This window comes from Runella limosa DSM 17973 (assembly GCF_000482465.1).
GTDB lineage: Bacteria > Bacteroidota > Bacteroidia > Cytophagales > Spirosomataceae > Runella > Runella limosa.
Map to the genome: position 1 here is coordinate 224,732 of NZ_KI519425.1, position 20,137 is coordinate 244,868.

The following is a 20,137-nucleotide window of genomic DNA, read 5'->3' on the forward strand; positions in this document are numbered from 1 at the left end:
TTCGGTAGAGTGCCAAATTGGGTAGGGGTAAAACTAAAATGAAAGAGTAATTTTAAATTCAGCTTCAATAGCTCGAATAAATATCACCCGATTGGGTTCTTTCGCCATCAAGGAAGCAAAATATTCTTCGGGGCTTACGTTTTTGTTTTGTATGGACTCTCGGCGTCTTTCAATGTAGTTTTTTCGTTCTGAGGCCAGTTCTAGGTCATCTAATTTTAAGTATTTGATGAGCTTTTCGGCTTCTACATCATCGGGGTGGCAAATGTATTCGCCGTCAAGGTAAATAATTCGTTCTTCAAAATCTGGAGCAGTAGGGTGAAGAAGGGGTTGATGTTTTGCCCAACGGACAGAACCGCCTTTTTCATTGTTCCACTGGGCTTTCACCAAAAACCAGTTTTGATACCCGTCGTGCTCGGTATTTTTGAGGGTAGGATTGAAGTGCTCAATCTCCTTTTTATCCGTTCTCCCCAAATAAGTTTCGGTGTACGCGCAGAGGTTATGTTGTTCGGCAAGTAACTGCTGTCGAATTCTTGTCCTGTGTTTGGAGTATTTCCAACCATTGCTCACAATCGCTGAATCTTCTTTCTTTTGCTGCTTTCTCATAGTCCAAATTTATACTTGTCCCCCAATTGTTCTCTTTCTTCGATGTATTCCAGTTTTTTAGTTTCGTCTTTTTCAAAATGAATAAGACTTTTTAGCCTTGTATAGCGTTCCCATGCTTGTTGTTTGGCATCGCTCATGTATTTTTCTAAATCAAAAATGTCACGAAGCATTTTGTCGGAAGAAAGAGCTTGAAAATCTATATCTATTTTCTCTACTGTGATACCTTCTTCTTTGGTTCTGTTTACTTTTAATAAAACAGAGTTTTCGGGTGCTCCCAGAAGCGGTACTAAGCTATGGGTTGAAACAATAAACTGTATTTTGGGAAAAATTTGGGATAATAATTGAGGGATTTCCCGCTGCATTTTCGGGTGCCAATGTAAATCCAATTCATCTATAATGACAATACCTGCAAGTTCGGATGGGTTGGTAATTTCGGGCTGGGATTTGAACAGTCGAATAATTATATCGCCCACCATAGCAATGATACTACGAAAACCAGAAGCTAGTTGCTCAAACAAAACGGGTGTGTAAATATCGCCTTCTTCAGTAGGTTCTTTTTCGATGTAATAAACTTTTCGAGAAGGTACATTTACTTCAATATCAGACAAATAAGGTATTAACCTTAAAAAGGTTTGTTTGACGTTTTCAAACTTGTGGCTTTTTTCTAAAAACCATATTAGAAGTTCAAATTCGATATTGAGTAAAATTCCGTCAGAATTGAACAGGCTGTACGTTGTGGTACTTTTCTTGGCTACATCATTTTGAGTTTGATCAGTTTGGATTTGAAGGCGGGAGGGACCGTAGCAAGCAAGGTGGGGGAATCTTTCTATGTTAAAACCTATATTATGGATAATGCTTTTATTGAGATTAAAGTACTCTATTCCGATGCCATTTTCTACGCTTTGAGTGAAAAGGGGAGCTTCTTCGTCCCGTTCACCAATAAGTCCAATGGTAATGGAACGTAAAATACTTGTTTTTCCAAATCCATTTTCACCAATTAAAAATATCCAGTTTGTGTCAATAGGGAATGGTTCTTGTATCTCGATATAGTTAATTCCCTCATAGTTTTTTACTATAAACCTTTTTAAGCCGTAAGGGAGAATATTTTGAGTATTTGTAAATATATCTGTTGAAACATTTTGTATTAGACGAGAATTATTGACTACTGATTCGATAGCGTAAACTTGTCCATAAAATCTTACAGCTTCATCCGCATTTTTTTTAACCTCCTCGTCATCTGAGTTCAAATTATATTTGAAAGATATTTGCTGAGTCTCCTGATTAAATGACATATTTATATCCGAAAAGTAATTTTCGAAGACTGGTAAGTATTTTTTTGCTTTTATCTGAAACTCGTTCTCGGGTTGGTTATTTTCAATGCCCCAAATAATTCTTTGTAAGGTAAATTTCGCACCTTCTAGTTGAGAGAGATTAAATGATATAGAATGTGAATATTGATAATTTCCAGAATCATCTATTCCTGTTATATCAGATTGTGCTATCGGGGGTTTGTTTGAGTTTATCTTACTTGTTTCTTCTTCAAAACTCCTATCCCATTTGCTTAATGTTTCTATATCAATAGCCAACAATTCCCCTATCTCATCAAGGCTTTTGCCTTCATTTTTAAACTTGATGAAAAGATTGTGTAGCTGAGTTTCTTCTGCTTTTGTCATTTTTTGAACGATGTAATTCCCTCAAAAATACAAAATCCACAAGAACGAGTCCTGTGGATTTTGAAATAAAGGGCAAAATATTTTAGCCAATCCAAGCCTCTACGTCTTCTTTTTTCGGCATAGGAGCGTCGATTTTCAATTTCTTGCGGAGAGCACCCAAGTCGTTGAACACCTTGTTGGGGTTGGCGGCCTTGAGGGCGTCGATGGTCAAGAAACCCATTTTTTGGAGGGCAGGTACCCAAATCGCAGGTACGCCTTGTGCCACGTAATCGGCTTCGGTGGCCATTTCTACTTTCTTTTCTGGACGCATTTGTGGGAAGAACAACACTTCCTGAATGCTCGTTTGGTCGGTCATCATCATCGTCAAACGGTCGATACCAATCCCAATTCCCGAAGTAGTCGGCATTCCGTATTCGAGCGAACGGATGAAGTCCTCGTCCATCGCCATCGCTTCTTCGTCGCCGCGCTCGGCCAAACGAAGCTGCTCCTCAAAACGCTCGCGCTGGTCGATAGGGTCATTGAGCTCAGAATACGCATTGGCTACTTCTTTTCCGTTGATAAACAACTCAAAACGCTCCACCAAACCAGGTTTGCTGCGGTGCTTCTTGGTCAATGGCGACATCTCGACGGGGTAGTCGATGATAAACGTTGGTTGAATCAAGTTGCCTTCTACTTTGGCCCCAAAAATCTCGTCGATAAGTTTGGCTACGCCCATGGTGGCGTCGGTTTCGATGCCCCACTCTTTGCACTGAGCGATGAGTTCTGCTTCAGTTTTGCCTTCTACGTTTACGCCCGTGTATTTTTCGATGGCTTCAAAGATGCTCAAACGCGTGTAAGGCCCTGCAAATTCGATTTCATTGCCCCACGATTGTACTTTGGTAGTACCGTTTACGGCGATGGCTACTTTTTCGAGAATTTCTTCAGTGATTCCCATCATCCAATTGTAATCTTTGTAAGCCACATAAAACTCCAACGACGTAAATTCAGGGTTGTGGGTACGGTCCATGCCTTCGTTGCGGAACATTTTTCCGAACTCATACACCCCGTCAAAACCACCGACAATGAGACGCTTGAGGTAAAGCTCGTTGGCGATACGCATGTACAACGGCATATCGAGCGTGTTGTGGTGCGTTTTAAACGGACGAGCCGTTGCTCCCCCGTGGATTGGTTGAAGGATAGGCGTTTCTACTTCTAACCAGCCCTTATCGTCGAAAATCCGACGCATGGTGCTAATGATGCGAGCGCGTTTGATAAAAATATCTTTGACGTGAGGATTCACAATCAAATCCACGTAGCGTTGACGGAAACGTTGTTCAAGATCCGAAAATGCGTCATACACTTTGCCATCTACTTCTTTCACCACAGGAAGTGGGCGAAGCGATTTGTTCAGGATTTTAAACTCCTCAACGTGAATCGAAATTTCGCCCGTTTGAGTGGTGAAGACGTAGCCTTTTACACCGATGATATCACCGATGTCGAGCAATTTCTTGAAAACAGTATTATAAAGCGTTTTGTCTTCGCCTGGGCAAAGGTCATCACGACGGAAATACAGCTGAACGCGGCCTGTGCTGTCTTGTAACTCAACAAATGACACGCTTCCCATGATACGGAAGCCCATCAAACGGCCTGCAATAGAGATGTTTTTATAACTCAGCTTATCGTTTTCGTAATTTTTATGAATATCGGCTGCCGTAGCGTTTACCTCAAATAATTCGGCAGGATAGGGGTCAATCCCCATTTTCATCAAATCTTCGCGCTTTTGGCGGCGGAGGAGTTCTTGTTCGCTCAACATTTACTTGTTTGTTTTAAGCCCTCTACCCCTCGTTGGGGGACTGTACAAATACAGGACTATTCGTTGTTTTTTTTAATATTGCTGCAAAATTAGATAAAAGCCTCCAAAACCCACTCACTCAATGAAAATCTGCAAAATCATCATCAAAGATTTTCACCAATTCAAGGACTTTGAGCTTGACTTGACCCACCCCGAAACGGGCGAGCCATTGGAGAAGGTGTGTTTTATTGGTAGTAATGGAACGGGGAAGACGAAATTGTTAAATACCATAGACCATTTTTTTTCGGCTCAAACTGTAAATGATGTGCCGTTAACCTATCTGAAACTCCAAGACGAAACGCTTTCTAGGAGTATTTGGGCTGTGTTTACACAAGAGAATAAAGCGTTTTTTGATGAAAACATAGAGGATTATAAGGGCTGGGAAGAGGAAATATATACGATAATCAGGAAAACATATCTAGAGTTTCAATATGTACTTACAAGTAACAGTAGTTTAGACGATTATGTTATTGAAGATGCTATAAATCAGCTCAATCCCACTTTAGCTATTTTTTGTCCAGCAGAATTAGAAAAAACGGTAGAGTTTTTAGACGTACCTCAAACAAACTTAAACGATTCATTAAAATTATTTGAGCAATTTCCCTCCAATCATATAGTCTCCAACGAAACCATTACGGATTTCTGGAAAACCCTCATTTATCATCTTAAAAAACGAGATAACGATTTTCTGGAATTTCAAAACTTAGAAGAAAACCAAAATCGGACGGTTCGTGAAGTGAAAGAAATGTTTGACCAGCAGCATCCCAAAATACTGGATTCGCTGGCAAAGCTTTGGGACGAAATACTAGGAAAGGCAGGTTTGGAGTTTGACGCAGCGGGGGCGAGCAACCCCATCCAATTGACGGATAATCTGAAAGCATATATCAAACTGAAATCAACGGGTGAGCGAATCAATTACAATGATTTAAGTACGGGTATTCGTAACTTCATCTTTAAAGTAGGTCATATTTATTCGCTCTACTTTAACCGACCTATTGAACGCGGTTTTTTGTTGGTGGATGAACCAGAAAATAGTCTCTTTCCTGATTTTTTGTATGATTTAGTAGATATTTATCGACGGATTACGCACAATACTCAGATTTTTATGGCTACTCATAACCCCATCATTGCAGCGCAATTTGAACCCTATGAACGCTTTGTGTTAGAGTTTGATGAGCAGGGCTATGTTCGAGCACGGCGTGGAACAGTGCCTGTGGGCGACGACCCAAATGACATTCTCTCGAAAGACTTTGGGGTCAGAAGTTTGTTGGGAAAAGAAGGAGTAAAAAAGTGGGAACGCTATATTGAACTCCGAACGCTGATTAAACTGACAGAGAATAAAGAAGAAAAAAGTCGCATGTTGGATGAGTTTATGAGGATTGGGAACGAATACAATTTTGCCAATGCGGTATCTTAAAAAAGACCCTCAATCGTCGTTGCTGCAAGAAGCATATCGCTACGAAAAAGTAAGCGACCGACCTAAAATTCGGCACCAAATTTTGAAAGAGCAACGGGGCTTTTGTGCTTATTCAGAACGTTTTATTAAGGTAACGGATGAAACGGACATCGAGCATTTTGACCCCCGCTTGAAAGACACACCCGATGATGGGTATAAAAATTGGTACGTTGTACTACCGTGGTTCAATTCCCGAAAACCCAAAAAAATTGAGCCTTTTTTGCCCATTTTATCACCTTCTTCCCCTCATATAGCCAAGCGTATTTATTATCAAAAAGAAACGGGGGTATTTCAAGCAACAGACAAAGATGACGTAGAAGCTAAAAACCTGATTCGATTTCTTAAATGGGACTGTAATGAATTTGCGGAAGATTGCCTGAAACATGTAAGCCGTATTCGTGAATTACGAGATTTATGTGGCGACGAGGCTTTTTTCCTTACAAAACTCCAATCGTATAAGGATAACCTTAGCTTTGCCACCGCGCTTGAAGCTGAGTTAGGAATTGATGTTGACGCGCTACTTATTCAGATGCAATAACCTCCAAAACCTGCTTCCCTAGCGCGACTTCTTCTAAATGGGTTAGAAAAAGAGTCGGTGTTTGATGACACCACCGCTGAAAATGTTCTTGCGGAGAAATGTGTTTAGGAAGGTAGTCGAGGAGCAGCGACAAGTCAAATTTTTCGGCGGCAATCCCTGCGCCTGCCCCTTGCGCATCGAGCGCGTTGCAGGCTTGTTCGTAGTGCGCAGGCACCATTAGGGCGGGCTTTCCCAAGTACATAGCCTCACAGACCGATTCAAATCCAGCAGTAGTTACCAAAGCTGTGCAACGGGACATCATATCCAAAAACTTAGCTCCGTCCACTTTATGAAAAGTCAGTGTTTCGTCAAATTGGCGGTCGGGTTGGTCCCAAAAACAGTGTAAGCAAACTTCTGGGTGTTGTAAATGCCAGTCAATCACCGTCTTGCTCATGGAGGCGTAGGTAACATACACCAGAAAAAAGGGCTCTTGGGTAGGCGTTAGCGCTTTGACCGCCCCACGAAGAAGGGGCGGGACGGTCACGATGCGGTGGTGGGTAGGAATAGCAGTGGGATAAAACGAAAGAGCTAGCAGTTTTTGCGCTCGCATCGCCGTAAGGCGCGTATTGATTTTTAACAACCAATGATCTAAGCTGCGTTTGGCAGGAAATGTAAAATCGTTGCGTAAGAACAAATAATGGTGCCCAACGCCCACAATCGGAACTACAGGTCGATAGGTGAGTGCGTACAAACCACCAAGTACATCATAAAAATTGACGATGACGTCGGGTTGGTAACGTTGGACGTGGGCATGAATGGCTTTGAGGCTTTTGACGTAGAGAGAAATCCGAAAAAGATGATGCGTAATTGTTTTGGAAAAACTAATCCCCCGTTTTTCCATAATCAAGTGTGGGCTGTCAAAAGGGTGAATGTCAGCGGGAAACGAATCGTAAAAGAAAGCAGGCAATTGCCGTCCTTTGCCGATTCCAACCAGCCCAACCACCACTTCGTGACCGTTGGCCTGCAATAACTGAGCCAACGAAATGGCTTGGGTCAAGTGGCCTCGACCTTCGCCTTGAATAATAAACAGAAACTTACTCACGATGCAGCTCGCTCTTTTACGCCAAAAAATTCGGATACCGTTGGCTCGTCTGCTTTGCCCATTTGGGCTTCGTTGTAATAGACGAGGGTCCAGTTCCCATCGTGGTCTTCGACCAAAGCCGTGAGCGATTCGACCCAGTCGCCTGAGTTCATGTAAAGTATGCCGTCAATGTCGCGCATGGCGGGCTGGTGAATGTGCCCACAGATGATTCCGTCGCAGTTACGAGAGCGCGCTAGTTCGGTTAGTTTTTCTTCAAAATCAGAGACGTAGTTGACCGCTGCTTTGACTTTTTGTTTGATTAATTGCGAAAGTGAATAGTAAGGAAGTCCGCACCAGTCGCGGTAGTTGTTGTATAACTTGTTGATCCACAGCAAGAATGTGTAACCCGCGTCGCCCAAATACGCCAGCCATTTCATGTGCGTCGTGATGCTGTCGAAGACATCGCCGTGGGTGACGTAAAACCGTTTTTGCCCAGATTTTAGAATATAATCTTTGCGAATCTGAAACTGCTTTCCGAGGCGAAGGGGCATGATTTGGTCCAAAAAATCATCATGATTCCCACGAATGTAGATGACCTTAGTGTGGTAGTCATCCATCATTTTTAGCACCGTTTTGAAAAAAGCGGTATGCCGACGCTTCCACGTACCGTATTTTTTTAGCTGCCATCCGTCGATGATGTCACCGTTTAAGATAAGCCGTTTGCATTTGTATTGCTTCAAGAAATGCGTGACTTCTTTGGCCTTGGAGCCATTGGTGCCGAGGTGAACATCCGAAATCACAATGGTACGATAGTGCGTCTTCTGCTTCATGTTCGCAAGTTACGTTTCGTACATGATGCTATTATTGCTTGATTTTTAAGGTTTTACTAAGTTTTCTGGCGGAGGCTAACAAATCGGTAATGTGGAATAAAACAACTGTTATACCAAGCACTTCCCTTCGCTTATCACGAGGTTTTGAGAAACCTCGCGTGGCAGATTTGAGAATCTGCCAGCACCAATCTGTATAAAAAAAATAATACCTCAGGTTTTGATGTATCAATTACTGAGGTATATTTGTGGCATGAACAATTCACAACTATACAAAGGGAGCCTTTCGCTGATAATTCTGAAACTGTTGGAAGAAAATAAGCGCATGTATGGCTACGAGATTACGCAAAAGGTCAAAGAGCAGACCAACGGAGAGCTTGTGATTAATGAAGGGGCACTGTACCCAGCGCTGCACAAACTTGAAGCCGAAGGGTTATTGACGGTAACGATTGAGCAAGTGGGAAATCGTCCACGTAAGTACTATGCTTTAACGGAGAAAGGCGAGGCCGAAACCACCAACCGCTTAGAAGAACTCACTGATTTTGTCAAACACATGCAATTATTACTTAATCCTAAACTATCGCTTGGCTGATGAATTCCCAACTTACAAAAGAACAAATTAATTTACTGCACACGCATGTAGCTGATCGAGGTGTCGAGTATTTTGATGTGCAGGTGGAATTAGTGGATCACCTAGCATCCAGAATAGAGGAAGAACTCGACCAATACTCAGAGAAATCTACGGACGAAGTATTTAAGCGGACGTTAAAAACGTTCAAAAAACGAGACCTCAAACAGGTTGTTAAGGAGAAAGAAAAGCAAGTGGGTCGCCTGTATCGTCGCTATTGGAAGGAGAGTTGCAAAGACTTTTTTATGGGGTCAAAAATTTTCTTTACGATGGTTTTGATAGGGGTTTTGTATATTTTTTTAAGAAAAGCTCCTATTGAATTGGTCAAGACGGTAAACGAGAATAGCTTATTACCATGTTTTTCCTTAGCTATTGGTTATAGCATATTCGTCTATTTTCGTAATGTGGCGATGTCTCGAAAGTTATCATTTACAGACTACAGAGGCATCGGAACGGGAATTATTATTATTAACTTTTATTATATGGCCAAGTTAACGCTGAAATTCACAATGCTAGGAGAATCAACATATCCTTTGGTAACTGCTTTGTTAATATCTGCTATTTTTCTGTTAGGAGTTGCCGAAATTCAAGCATACGAAAAAATGCGTGCTTACGGCCGTCAACTTTATCCCCAGGCATTCAAATCTGTCCCTAAACTTGTATGACATCAGAATTAACAGATAACCAGATAAATGCCTTGTATGCTTTTGTAGAGCGTAAAAATGTTAAGTTTTACGATTTACAAATTGAATTGGTGGATCATTTGGCCTCAAAAATTGAGCAAAAATGGATAGAGTATCCTACGCTTTCTTTTGAGGAGGCATTGACGAAGGTATATGCAGAATTTGGAAAGCAAGGCTTTTATGACTTGATTCAACGTGCCCACGTTGCTGCGAGCTCCAAACACCAGAAAATTTGGTGGAGGTACTTCAAACAATACTGGCAACTACCTCAACTTGTTATTACATTTTTACTTTGGGGTGGGGTATGGATATTTTTTGAACGCATTGGTTATAAGGAAGGTATGTGGATGAACTTAGCCGCAATTCTTACGCACGCGCTTGTGTCTATGTATCGTTTTTTTAGGATGATTCGTAAACAAACCCTACGCCTAACCGTCATGCCTTACTTGCGTACTTATCCTTTTGAAGGATGGATTTTGACCCTTTTGTTCATATTGACCTTTAAAAGTTCAACCCCTGTTCCAGTTGAATTGATGAGTGGTATCATTGCCATTAATTGGTTAATGATAAAGGCTGCTTATGAGGCTGATGCAGCTTTATTAAATGAGCAGCGTAGTTTGTATCCCCAGGCTTTTGCGTAACTCTAAACCCCCGTGCAGACGGTTACTGATAGAAAACCGTCATACGAAACGTTCTTTCTTCGCGTATCACGAGGTTTTGAGAAACCTCGTTTGGCAGATTTGAGAATCTGCCAGCACAGTCTATCAGCCAGCACTGTCCATCACCATTTATTCCGTCAACCTAATTTCACGAAAAGCCCCGTGTGCCGTTTATAAATACTATTGGCCGTTAGTCCGATAGCAGGAGAAAATTTGCGCTTTTTAAGATAGTATTGTAATATCATTTTAATATCAAAATACTATGAAAGAAAAAGAACTTACCTCAGCCTCTGGTTACGCATTTATTGGAATGGGATTCGCCTTATGGATTTTTGGTGGAATGATGGCGAGCGCCCAAACGGGCCTGTTAGCAGGAATATTGTTTTTGCTAGGGTGCATTATGTTTGTGGGTTTGACGGTCATCAACCCCAACGAAGCGGCAGTCACTACTTTCTTTGGCGAGTACGAAGGGACGATGAAACAGAATGGGTTACGTTGGGTGAACCCCTTGTTCCGTCGTCGGAAAATAAGCCTGCGGGCGCGTAACCTCAACGGTCAAAAGCTAAAAGTAAACGACAAAATGGGAAACCCGATTGAAATAGCCGCGGTGGTGGTGTGGAACGTACAAGATACCGCCCAAGCAGTTTTTGAAGTGGATGATTACCAGAAATTTGTAGAGATTCAATCGGAAGCAGCGGTGCGTAAACTCGCAGGTTCTTATTCCTACGATACCATCGAAGACGAAGAAGCGGATATGACCCTGCGTGACGGATCGGGAAAAATCAACGATATGCTCGAACACGAACTAAACGAGCGCTTGGTGCGGGCAGGTGTGAAAGTCATCGAAGCACGCATTAGCCACTTGGCCTATTCGCCCGAAATTGCGGGGGCAATGTTGCAACGTCAGCAAGCGTCGGCGGTGGTAGCGGCTCGTAAACAAATTGTGGACGGTGCGGTAGGAATGGTAGAAATGGCGTTGGCCAAACTCTCTGAAAAGGAAATCGTTCACCTCGACGAAGAACGCAAAGCGGCCATGGTGAGCAATTTGTTGGTGGTGCTTTGCGGCGAAAAATCGGTGAGCCCCGTGGTTAATGCGGGAACGTTGTACAACTAAGCTTTTGTAATATTTGCACTCACGGAATGTTTAGAGATTTGTCTGAACATTCCTTTTTTGCGTTATTTACCATTATCTTTTTATTCAATGGCAACCGAAAAAAAGGCGTTTGTACTCAGAATCAGCCCCGAAATGCTCAAAGAATTGGAACAATGGGCTCAGGAAGAGTTCAGAAGTACCAATGGCCAAATCGAATACGTGCTGAGTGATGCGCTCAAGAAGCGAAAAAGAGCGTCGAAACAACCTAAGAGCCCAGCCTCGCTGGAGTAAGTACCCATGCACTTATACCTTCATATTCCTTTTTGCAAACAAGCCTGCCACTACTGTGATTTTCATTTTAGTACCCATCTGAAGTCAAAAACGGAGATGGTGGCGGCTATTTGCCGAGAAATAGAATTACAACAAGACTATTTGCCAACGCGAACGCTCGAAACCATCTATTTTGGGGGAGGGACACCCTCTATTTTGGCTCCAAACGAATTGGAACAAATCATTGAAACGATTCACCGCTTTTTTAAGGTGGAATCAGGGGCTGAAATTACGCTTGAAGCGAATCCTGATGATATAACTTCTGAAAAACTTCGCGCCTTGAAACCGTTTGTGAACCGTTTAAGCATTGGTTTACAGTCGTTTTATGAACCATATTTGCGTTTTATGAATCGGGCACACAACGCGCAGGAGTCGGAGCAATGTGTAAAATTGGCCCAAGATCATGGGTTTGATAACCTGACGATTGACCTGATTTATGGCATGAGCCAAGCGCATTTGGGGATGGTTCCAACGGTCAGTGACGAACAGCTCTGGCAACAAGACCTCGACAAAGCCATGGCGCTCGGAACGCCGCATATTTCGGCCTACAACCTGACGATTGAGCCCCAAACAGCTTTGGGAAATTGGCTCAAAAAAGGAAAAATAAAACCCGTTGACGAAGAGCTGTCGGCGCGACATTTTGAACAGATGGTGCGCTCCTTGAGGCAAGCTGGGTACGAGCAGTACGAAATTTCCAACTTTGCTAAAAATGGCCAATACGCCCGCCACAACAGCAGCTACTGGAAGCGGCGGCCGTACCTGGGGGTTGGGCCGAGTGCGCATTCCTTCAATGGTATTTCGCGCCAGTACAATGTGTCTAATAATGCCCTGTATATTCGTGGTATTCAGGCGAAAACGCCTGTTTTTGAATTAGAAGAGTTGTCAGTTTTTGACCAAGTAAATGACTATATTTTGACGAGCCTTAGAACGATTTGGGGCTGTGATTTGGCGGTCATTTGGGACATATGGAAAGTTGACTTGCTGGAAGAACAAAAAGCGTACGTAGAAAAATTTCTTGAAAAAAATTGGGTAGAAGTAAGGAACAATGTGCTGTATCTCACAGAGAAGGGCAAATTATTTGCCGACCGAATTGCCTCGGATTTGTTTTTAGTTTGAACAATTGGATTCATTTTTCGATTTTTGTTACACCAATAAGTCACACTATTTTGATAACCACTTTTTAGTCCTCTATGGCTGTTAACCGAATTCGTCCCAACACTCCTGCCTCTGCACCCTTGCCCAAAACAAAAAGTTGGAAGTCTATTCTAATGCGTTTTGTGCTAAAGAGCATATTGTATTTTCTGGTTGGGTCGGTGATTTGGGTGACAGTGCTCAAGTTTGTGCCCGTTTGGTTTACGCCATTCATGCTTGTACGAAAAGTGGAGGCCATTGCGGATGGTCGCAGCAGTAAAATTTATTCGGATTGGACGCCCATTGACGACATGTCGAAAGAAGCGCCATTGTCGGTAGTAGCTTCCGAAGACCAGCTTTTTCCCGAACATTGGGGCTTTGATTTTAAAGCCATGGGCAACGCATTTCAATATAATTTGAAGGGGAAAAAAATCAGAGGAGCAAGCACTATTTCGCAACAAGTAGCCAAAAATGTCTTTTTATGGCAAGGCCGCAGTTATATTCGCAAAGCACTAGAAGTTTATTTTACGCTCCTGATTGAGGTAATCTGGGGAAAAGAACGTATCTTAGAGGTATATCTTAACGTAGCTGAGACAGGCAATATGACTTTTGGGTATGAAGCCGCCGCTCAACGTTTTTTCCAAAAATCGTCGGCAAATCTAACCCGTATAGAGGCAGCACGTATTGCAGCAGTTTTGCCAAGTCCTTTACGTTTTTCAATTAAAAACCCGTCGAGTTATACGCTGAGACGTACACAGCAAATAGCTCGCCAAATGCGAATGTTGGGCCGAGATTATACCGCAAAACTGTAAGAATATACTTGTATTTTGAGTTGAATGCGTTTGTAAGTGTCTCATTATTTGTGTATTAACTTGTTTTTGTGTCGGTAGAAAAGGATATTCTACTAGATATATCAACTTTTGGCATAATTATTGCCTATAAAATTATACTGTACCAATTACCCTACGTAAATTTAATTGATTGATTTTCACAGAGTTGCCCTCTTGTGGGTGGCAAAACTGTAACATCATTTTAACGAGTATTAACGATGTAGTAGGGGCATGATTCGAAATGTTTTACGCATTATTGGGTGTGCGGTGTTTTGGGCCGCGTGGCTGCTTCATTTTGAAGCACGCGCTCAGGCTATACCCTGCGGAACTCCCCACGAAGATGCGGCAGAGATTCAAAGCCGAGAAAATCGAGTCATTCAGCTGAAACAAAAGTTTGCCGAACAATATGCTACGGCGGCAATTCAAACGGTTCAGTATATCCCAATTAAAGCGCATGTACTAAGAAGAACAGATGGCACAGGCGGACTCAGTATCGCAGATCTCAACATCGCACTTGCCCAAGTCAATTCATATTACATCAACGTAGGCAGCGGCCTCCAGTTTTACTTCTGTGGTTCTCCCAATTACATCAACAACACTACCCTCTACGATTACGATAATACGGAGGAGTCCACCCTCTGTAATGCCAATGATGTGACGAATGCCATCAACGTTTATTTCCCCAATACCATACAGTTTGGCAGTTTGGCCGTATCAGGATACGCGTACTTCCCGAGTACGTTGGCAAGCACCAATCGGCTTTTTGTACAAGCCAGTAATGCCACGGATTTGCGAACGTTTACGCACGAATTAGGGCATTATTTTAATTTATTACACACTTTTCAAGGAAGTACAGACCCCAATTTAGCCAACCGTGAATTGGTTCAGGGAGGCAACTGCGCAACAAAAGGAGATTTGGTTTGTGATACGCCTGCCGATCCTTACGGACGAGATTCGGTAAGTTTGCTCGGCTGTAGTTACACAGGAACGGCACGAGATCCCCAAAATCAGTTGTACAATCCCTCGCTTTCCAACATCATGTCGTACTATCCGATTGCGTGCGGAAATACTTTTACGGGAGGGCAAATGAACCGAATCAGCGGAGGGGTTTTGTTGCGAACCGACGGCGCAAATCAGTATTCGCTCACTTGCGGCTCGACCGTCACGGGAGCTAACGTACCAAGCAACTTGGCAGGAACACTGGGGCCTTCGGGAGTGACGCTGACATTTACTGATAATTCATCCAATGAGTCAGGGTTTATTATTGAGCGCTCAACGACCTCTGCCACGGCGGGTTTTGTGCCTATTGGCGGCATTGCCCCCAACGTTACGACCTACTTAGACCAAACAACCACTGCGTTTACGACTTATTATTACCGCGTAAAGGCATCCAACTCTTCGACCGACTACAGTGCTATTTATAGCATTACTACTGGGCTCAACTATTGTACCCCGACCTACAGTACATCATGTTCGACGCTCCAAGTATTGATTGATGATTTTATCTTGAAACAGGGAGCCACAACCATCATTAACAACGTCAATTCTAATTGTTCGGCAGGTAATTTTGGGGATTATACATCCACGCCTTACAACGTAACCGCAGGTAGCACATACACGTTTACGGCAAGGGCTACTTCAGGTGGCGTTGGTACTTATTTTGACCAACACATTACAATATGGCTTGACTATGACCAAGATGGGGTTTTTGAGGCGTCCGAAAAGGTGTATCAAAGTACGGATATTTCTTCGACAAGGATGAATCCTACGGCAACCAGCTCTTTTACAATCCCAGTGACGGCAAGCGGAACGGTACGTATGCGGGTACGGTCAAGTTATAATTCGGGGTCGGGTAGTGCAGTCACCGATCCTTGCGTTAACCTAAATTATGGAGAAGCAGAAGATTATAGCTTAATTGTCTCAGGAGCGTCGCCGCCTTCTATTACAACGGGTAGCGTCACGCCCAGTACCGTATGTGCTGGTCAAAGCATTAGTGTTAGTTTCACAACGGCCAATTTAACTTCTACTTCGTACGTCGTTCAGTTGTCGGATGCGGCTGGAAATAATTTTGTTGATATTCCAACCACAGGAACAAGTAGTCCATTGACTGCGACAATTCCTGCGGGAACCTTAAGTGGAACAGGCTATAGAGTTCGTGTCAATTCTGTTTCGCCGAGTGTAACGGGTTCAAACAGCGCAACTTTTACCATCAATAGCATTCCAAGCGCTCCTGGAGCGACGACGTCGATTAATTATTGCCAAAACCAAACGGCCGTAGCCCTGACGGCGACGGGGAGTAATTTGTTGTGGTACACGGTAGCGACGGGTGGATCAGGAAATTCGACAGCGCCTACGCCTTCTACCACCTCAGTGGGTACCAGCAGTTATTGGGTATCCCAAACTGTGAGTAGCTGCGAAAGCAGTCGCACAAAAATAGATGTCATTGTCACGGCTACGCCAAGCGCTCCTGGAGCGACGACGACGATTAACTATTGCCAAAACCAAACGGCAGTAGCCCTGACGGCAACGGGTAGTAATTTGTTGTGGTACACGGTAGCGACGGGTGGGTCGGGAAATTCGACAGCGCCTACGCCTTCGACCACATCAGTGGGTACCAGCAGTTATTGGGTATCTCAAACAGTGAGTAGCTGCGAAAGCAGTCGCACAAAAATTGATGTGAATGTGACGGCTACGCCAAGCGCTCCTGGAGCGACGACGACGATTAACTATTGCCAAAACCAAACGGCCGTAGCCCTGACGGCAACGGGTAGTAATTTGTTGTGGTACACCGTGGCGACGGGTGGGTCGGGAAATTCGACAGCGCCTACGCCTTCGACCACATCAGTGGGTACCACCAGTTATTGGGTATCTCAAACAGTGAGTAGCTGCGAAAGCAGTCGCACAAAAATTGATGTGAATGTGACGGCTACGCCAAGCGCCCCCGCCGCGACGACGACGATTAATTATTGCCAAAACCAAACGGCAGTAGCACTGACGGCGACGGGGAGTAATTTGTTGTGGTACACCGTGGCGACGGGTGGGTCGGGAAATTCGACTGCGCCAACTCCATCAACGACGACCGTGGGTACCACCAGTTATTGGGTATCCCAAACAGTGAGTAGTTGTGAAAGCAGTCGCACAAAAATAGATGTGAATGTGACGGCTACGCCAAGCGCTCCTGGAGCGACGACGACGATTAATTATTGTCAAAGCCAAACAGCCGTAGCACTGACGGCGACGGGTAGTAATTTGTTGTGGTACACCTTGGCGACGGGTGGGTCGGGAAATTCGACAGCGCCTACGCCTTCGACCACGTCAGTGGGTACCAGCAGTTATTGGGTATCTCAAACAGTGAGTAGCTGCGAAAGCAGTCGCACAAAAATTGACGTTGTCGTGAGTTCTACTCCACCACCGCCTTCTGTAACAACTCCTGTAAATTATTGTCAAAGCCAAACGGCGGTAGCCCTGACGGCGACGGGCAGTAATTTGTTGTGGTACACGGTAGCGACGGGTGGTACAGGCAATGCTACGGCACCGACGCCTTCAACGACAACGGCAAGCATAACCAGTTATTGGGTATCTCAGACATTAGGCAGTTGTGGTAGTAGTACCCGCGCAAAAATAGATGTGAATGTTACAGCTACGCCAAATGCCCCCACTGCAACGACATCAATTAATTATTGTCAAAGCCAAACGGCGGTAGCACTGACGGCAACGGGTAGTAATTTGTTATGGTACACCGTAGCGACGGGTGGTACAGGCAACGCCACGGCACCGACGCCTTCAACGACGACCGCAGGCATAACCAGTTATTGGGTATCTCAAACGGTAAGCGGCTGCGAAAGTAGCCGTACTAAAATTGATGTGAATGTGACGGCTACGCCTGCTGTCCCTACAGCTACGTCGCCAATTAACTATACGCAAGGACAAACAGCAAGCCCATTAACCGCTACGGGTACGTCTTTAAAATGGTACACCGTCCCAACGGGAGGAACATCTAATACGACAGCCCCCACACCATCGACGGCAGTAGTGGGAACAACCAACTATTATGTATCTCAAACGGTAAGTACTTGTGAAAGCCCACGGGCAACCATCGTTGTAAACGTTACTTCTACGTCAACCTCTGTGGCGTGCCCAACCATAAAAATATATTTGGAAGGTGTTTGGGGAAGTACCGAAATGTCAACGACGCTTAACCAACAAGGACTATTACCTGGACAAACGCCCGTAAGCCCCTTTGGCGTAGCGACTCCTGCTGGTCAGCCTTATAAAACCGCTCCTTGGAATTATTTGGGCACAGAGACGGTAAGTTCTTACGACAGCGATGTGGTAGATTGGGTGTTGATTTCACTACGAACCGATGTAACCAATGCCTCCTCAATGGTCTATCGCACTGCGGGTTTACTTCGTAAAAATGGTAATGTGACCTTGGTAGCGGCTTGTCCTACTTTGTCCACATCGCAGTCTTATTATGTTTTGGTAGAACACCGAACGCACGTTGGAGCGGCGTCTCATACACCTGTAGCCATTGCAAGTAATAAAATTACGTACGATTTTACCCAACAACAGTCCTATATTCCTTCCAATGCACCTGCTTCGGGGCAGATTCAGGTTGGAGCTATTCACTGTTTGTTTGCGGGAGATTCCAATAAATCCTCTTTTTCTGAAATCAATGCCAATGACTCAAGTACCTGGCGCTTGGACAATGGAAAATTTGCGCGCTATTTACTGACGGATTATAATTTGGATGGCGAAGTAAATGCCAATGACGACATTCTTTGGCGGAAAAACAACGGAAAATTTTCAGGGGTAAGTTTCTAAACCGGCATATTAATTGCCCAATATAAGTGGCAGGCTGTTAAGGGCTTTACAAAAATCGAACCAATTATTCGGAAAATATGAAAAAGTTTAATCTTCTATCTTTTTTATTTGTCGGGGCGCTATTGATGAGTGCAACTTTTGCGAAAGCCCAAGGACGTTATGAAGTAAGGCTTGTTCCAGGGAGTTATAACTGCGCCAAAGATTCGGTGACGATGTGCGTAGAAATCCGTGCTACTTCTGCCGACAGTGCCTTTGTGATGGGAAATGCCAATATTTTGTTGACATATCCCACAAACCAGTTGAGTAACCCCGTTTACAGAAGCCGTGGGGTATTTAGTGGAGGAACCTATTCGTTGCTTGGAATGACGCGAACTGCAGGAAATCCCACGAGTGCGTTAAGTATTAACGTTGTCAATAATGGTGTGAATGGAGAAGGAACAACGGTGGATACTAACTGGAAAACGGTGGCGTGTTTGGCATTTAGTACCGCAGGAAATACCAGCAGATGTTATAGTATTTCGGTGAGTTCAAGCAATCCTTCAACGGTCGTGACAATGGCTTATCCTGACCCTGCGGATCCACAAAACAATACGTCTTTGACAAGACAAGTGTCGCAAGGAGCGTTAACGCCTATCAATAACCAATGCCCAGCTACACCTACTGTGTTGTTGTCGGGAGGGGGAACAATTGCGGCGGGAGGAAGTTCTACGTTGACCGTTGCGTCTCAAAATGGCGTGTTACCAGCGACGGTAGCGTTAAACGGTGGAATTTCGGTAACGTTGACGCAACAAGAGCCTAGCAAGACAATCACTGTCACCCCAACAAACTCAACCACTTACACGGTACAGAGCGTCACGGGCGATTGTGGAACTGGGACTGGACAAGGAACAGCGACTGTCACTATTCAAAGTTCTGGCACAGACTGCTCAAATGTGAAGTGTGTACCCGTAACTTTCCGAATTATTAACTAGGGAAGTTTTTTAAAAATATCTAAAAGATAGGTGGCTGCTTTAATAGGCAGCCATTTTTCGTTTTCTACCTGTGCCTCCATCTCGCGAAGTTGCTGGAGAACTTTGGGGTGCTGATAAAACTGTTCTTCTAAGGCATACCGAATCAGGCTGTGCATCCATTCAAGGCTTTGCTGCTGACGATTTCGGTGGAAAAAACCATTCTGTTGTACTTGCTGCGTAAACCGTTCAATCATTGTCCAAATATCATCCAAGCCTCTATTTTCGAGGGCTGAACAGGTTTTTACCTGCGGATACCATCCATTTTCAGTGGGGGGAAACAAGTGAAGTGCATTTTGGTACTCAACTACTGCTCTTTGGGTAGCAGGCTGATTGGTGCCGTCGGCTTTGGTGATGACAACGGCATCGGCCATTTCCATGATTCCTTTTTTAATGCCTTGAAGTTCATCACCTGCGCCTGCCAGCATCAATAAGAGAAAGAAATCAACCATGCCTTTGACCAACGTTTCAGATTGACCCACGCCCACGGTTTCGATAAAAATTACTTCAAAGCCAGCGGCTTCGCATAAGAGCATCGTTTCGCGGGTCTTGTTGGCAACTCCCCCGAGCGAACCACTGGAAGGAGAAGGTCGAATGTAGGCCAAGGGGTCGTGGGAAAGTTCTTCCATGCGGGTTTTATCGCCCATGATACTTCCCTTGGAGCGTTGGCTGGTGGGGTCAATGGCCAAAACCGCTAGTCGTTTGCCAAGCCTCGTTATTTTTTTGCCAAAAGCTTCAATAAACGTGCTTTTTCCAACACCTGGGACACCCGTAATCCCAATCCGAACAGAACGCCCAGTATGCGGTAAAATGAGCTCTAAAACTTGCTGCGCTAGTTCTTTGTCGGAAGGAAGCTGACTTTCGATGAGGGTGATGGCACGACTTAAAACCATTCGGTTGCCCGAAAGAACGCCTTCAACATAAGCCTGAACTGAAAGACGATGTCGCAAGGGAGTGACTTTTA

The 20,137-nt window shown here is 44.2% G+C and carries 17 protein-coding genes; 11 read left to right on the forward strand and 6 right to left on the reverse strand.

Annotated elements, in window-relative coordinates:
- Positions 1-33: 33 nt before the first annotated feature.
- The 3 genes from K339_RS0124135 to lysS form a co-directional block, all read right to left on the reverse strand.
- Entirely contained in the window at positions 34-603 is a 570-nt protein-coding gene (locus K339_RS0124135; protein WP_028525906.1) for an HNH endonuclease family protein, read from the reverse strand.
- Positions 600-2,276, reverse strand: coding sequence for an AAA family ATPase (locus K339_RS36205; protein WP_028525907.1), 1,677 nt, complete (start codon positions 2,274-2,276; stop codon positions 600-602). The genes K339_RS0124135 and K339_RS36205 overlap by 4 nt, the downstream gene beginning before the upstream one ends.
- An 82-nt stretch (positions 2,277-2,358) precedes the next feature.
- Entirely contained in the window at positions 2,359-4,068 is a 1,710-nt protein-coding gene (gene lysS / locus K339_RS0124145) for a lysine--tRNA ligase (protein WP_028525908.1), read from the reverse strand.
- A 121-nt stretch (positions 4,069-4,189) separates the two neighbouring features.
- Here lysS and K339_RS0124150 point away from each other — a divergent pair, with 121 nt between their 5' ends.
- Positions 4,190-5,524 (forward strand): AAA family ATPase, encoded by a 1,335-nt coding sequence (locus K339_RS0124150; RefSeq protein ID WP_028525909.1) that lies wholly within the window; start codon positions 4,190-4,192, stop codon positions 5,522-5,524.
- Entirely contained in the window at positions 5,511-6,101 is a 591-nt protein-coding gene (locus tag K339_RS0124155) for a hypothetical protein (RefSeq protein WP_028525910.1), read from the forward strand. Before K339_RS0124150 ends, K339_RS0124155 begins: the two co-directional genes overlap by 14 nt.
- Here the strand turns inward: K339_RS0124155 and K339_RS0124160 are convergent.
- Together K339_RS0124160 and K339_RS34645 are read right to left on the reverse strand one after the other, a co-directional pair.
- A complete protein-coding gene (locus tag K339_RS0124160; RefSeq protein WP_037301791.1) occupies positions 6,085-7,182 on the reverse strand; it encodes a glycosyltransferase family protein in 1,098 nt (365 codons plus the stop codon). The two genes, K339_RS0124155 and K339_RS0124160, sit on opposite strands and share 17 nt — an antisense overlap.
- Positions 7,179-7,991 (reverse strand): UDP-2,3-diacylglucosamine diphosphatase, encoded by an 813-nt coding sequence (locus K339_RS34645; protein WP_037301792.1) that lies wholly within the window; start codon positions 7,989-7,991, stop codon positions 7,179-7,181. Before K339_RS34645 ends, K339_RS0124160 begins: the two co-directional genes overlap by 4 nt.
- 250 nt (positions 7,992-8,241) lie before the next feature.
- On the opposite strand from K339_RS34645, the gene K339_RS0124170 reads away from it, so the two are divergent.
- From K339_RS0124170 to K339_RS0124210, 9 genes are all read left to right on the forward strand, one after another.
- Positions 8,242-8,580 carry a PadR family transcriptional regulator gene (locus K339_RS0124170; RefSeq protein WP_028525912.1) on the forward strand — a complete coding sequence of 113 codons (339 nt, stop codon included), beginning with the start codon at positions 8,242-8,244 and terminating at the stop codon, positions 8,578-8,580.
- Positions 8,580-9,281 carry a hypothetical protein gene (locus K339_RS0124175; RefSeq protein WP_028525913.1) on the forward strand — a complete coding sequence of 234 codons (702 nt, stop codon included), beginning with the start codon at positions 8,580-8,582 and terminating at the stop codon, positions 9,279-9,281. Before K339_RS0124170 ends, K339_RS0124175 begins: the two co-directional genes overlap by 1 nt.
- A complete protein-coding gene (locus K339_RS0124180) occupies positions 9,278-9,940 on the forward strand; it encodes a hypothetical protein (protein ID WP_028525914.1) in 663 nt (220 codons plus the stop codon). Before K339_RS0124175 ends, K339_RS0124180 begins: the two co-directional genes overlap by 4 nt.
- Before the next feature lie 280 nt (positions 9,941-10,220).
- Positions 10,221-11,072 carry an SPFH domain-containing protein gene (locus K339_RS0124185; RefSeq protein WP_028525915.1) on the forward strand — a complete coding sequence of 284 codons (852 nt, stop codon included), beginning with the start codon at positions 10,221-10,223 and terminating at the stop codon, positions 11,070-11,072.
- 87 nt (positions 11,073-11,159) lie between these two features.
- Complete coding sequence (locus K339_RS0124190) at positions 11,160-11,342, forward strand: type II toxin-antitoxin system antitoxin (protein ID WP_028525916.1); 183 nt, start codon at positions 11,160-11,162, stop codon at positions 11,340-11,342.
- A gap of 6 nt (positions 11,343-11,348) precedes the next feature.
- A complete protein-coding gene (hemW, locus tag K339_RS0124195) occupies positions 11,349-12,497 on the forward strand; it encodes a radical SAM family heme chaperone HemW (protein WP_028525917.1) in 1,149 nt (382 codons plus the stop codon).
- A gap of 74 nt (positions 12,498-12,571) precedes the next feature.
- Positions 12,572-13,324 (forward strand): monofunctional biosynthetic peptidoglycan transglycosylase, encoded by a 753-nt coding sequence (mtgA, locus tag K339_RS0124200; RefSeq protein WP_084332302.1) that lies wholly within the window; start codon positions 12,572-12,574, stop codon positions 13,322-13,324.
- Between the two features lie 249 nt (positions 13,325-13,573).
- Positions 13,574-18,166, forward strand: coding sequence for an Ig-like domain-containing protein (locus tag K339_RS36210; RefSeq protein ID WP_051398215.1), 4,593 nt, complete (start codon positions 13,574-13,576; stop codon positions 18,164-18,166).
- 77 nt (positions 18,167-18,243) lie between these two features.
- Positions 18,244-19,137, forward strand: coding sequence for a hypothetical protein (locus K339_RS0124210; protein WP_157607725.1), 894 nt, complete (start codon positions 18,244-18,246; stop codon positions 19,135-19,137).
- Here K339_RS0124210 and meaB read toward each other — a convergent pair.
- Positions 19,134-20,123, reverse strand: coding sequence for a methylmalonyl Co-A mutase-associated GTPase MeaB (meaB, locus tag K339_RS0124215; RefSeq protein ID WP_028525920.1), 990 nt, complete (start codon positions 20,121-20,123; stop codon positions 19,134-19,136). The two genes, K339_RS0124210 and meaB, sit on opposite strands and share 4 nt — an antisense overlap.
- Positions 20,124-20,137: the final 14 nt, after the last annotated feature.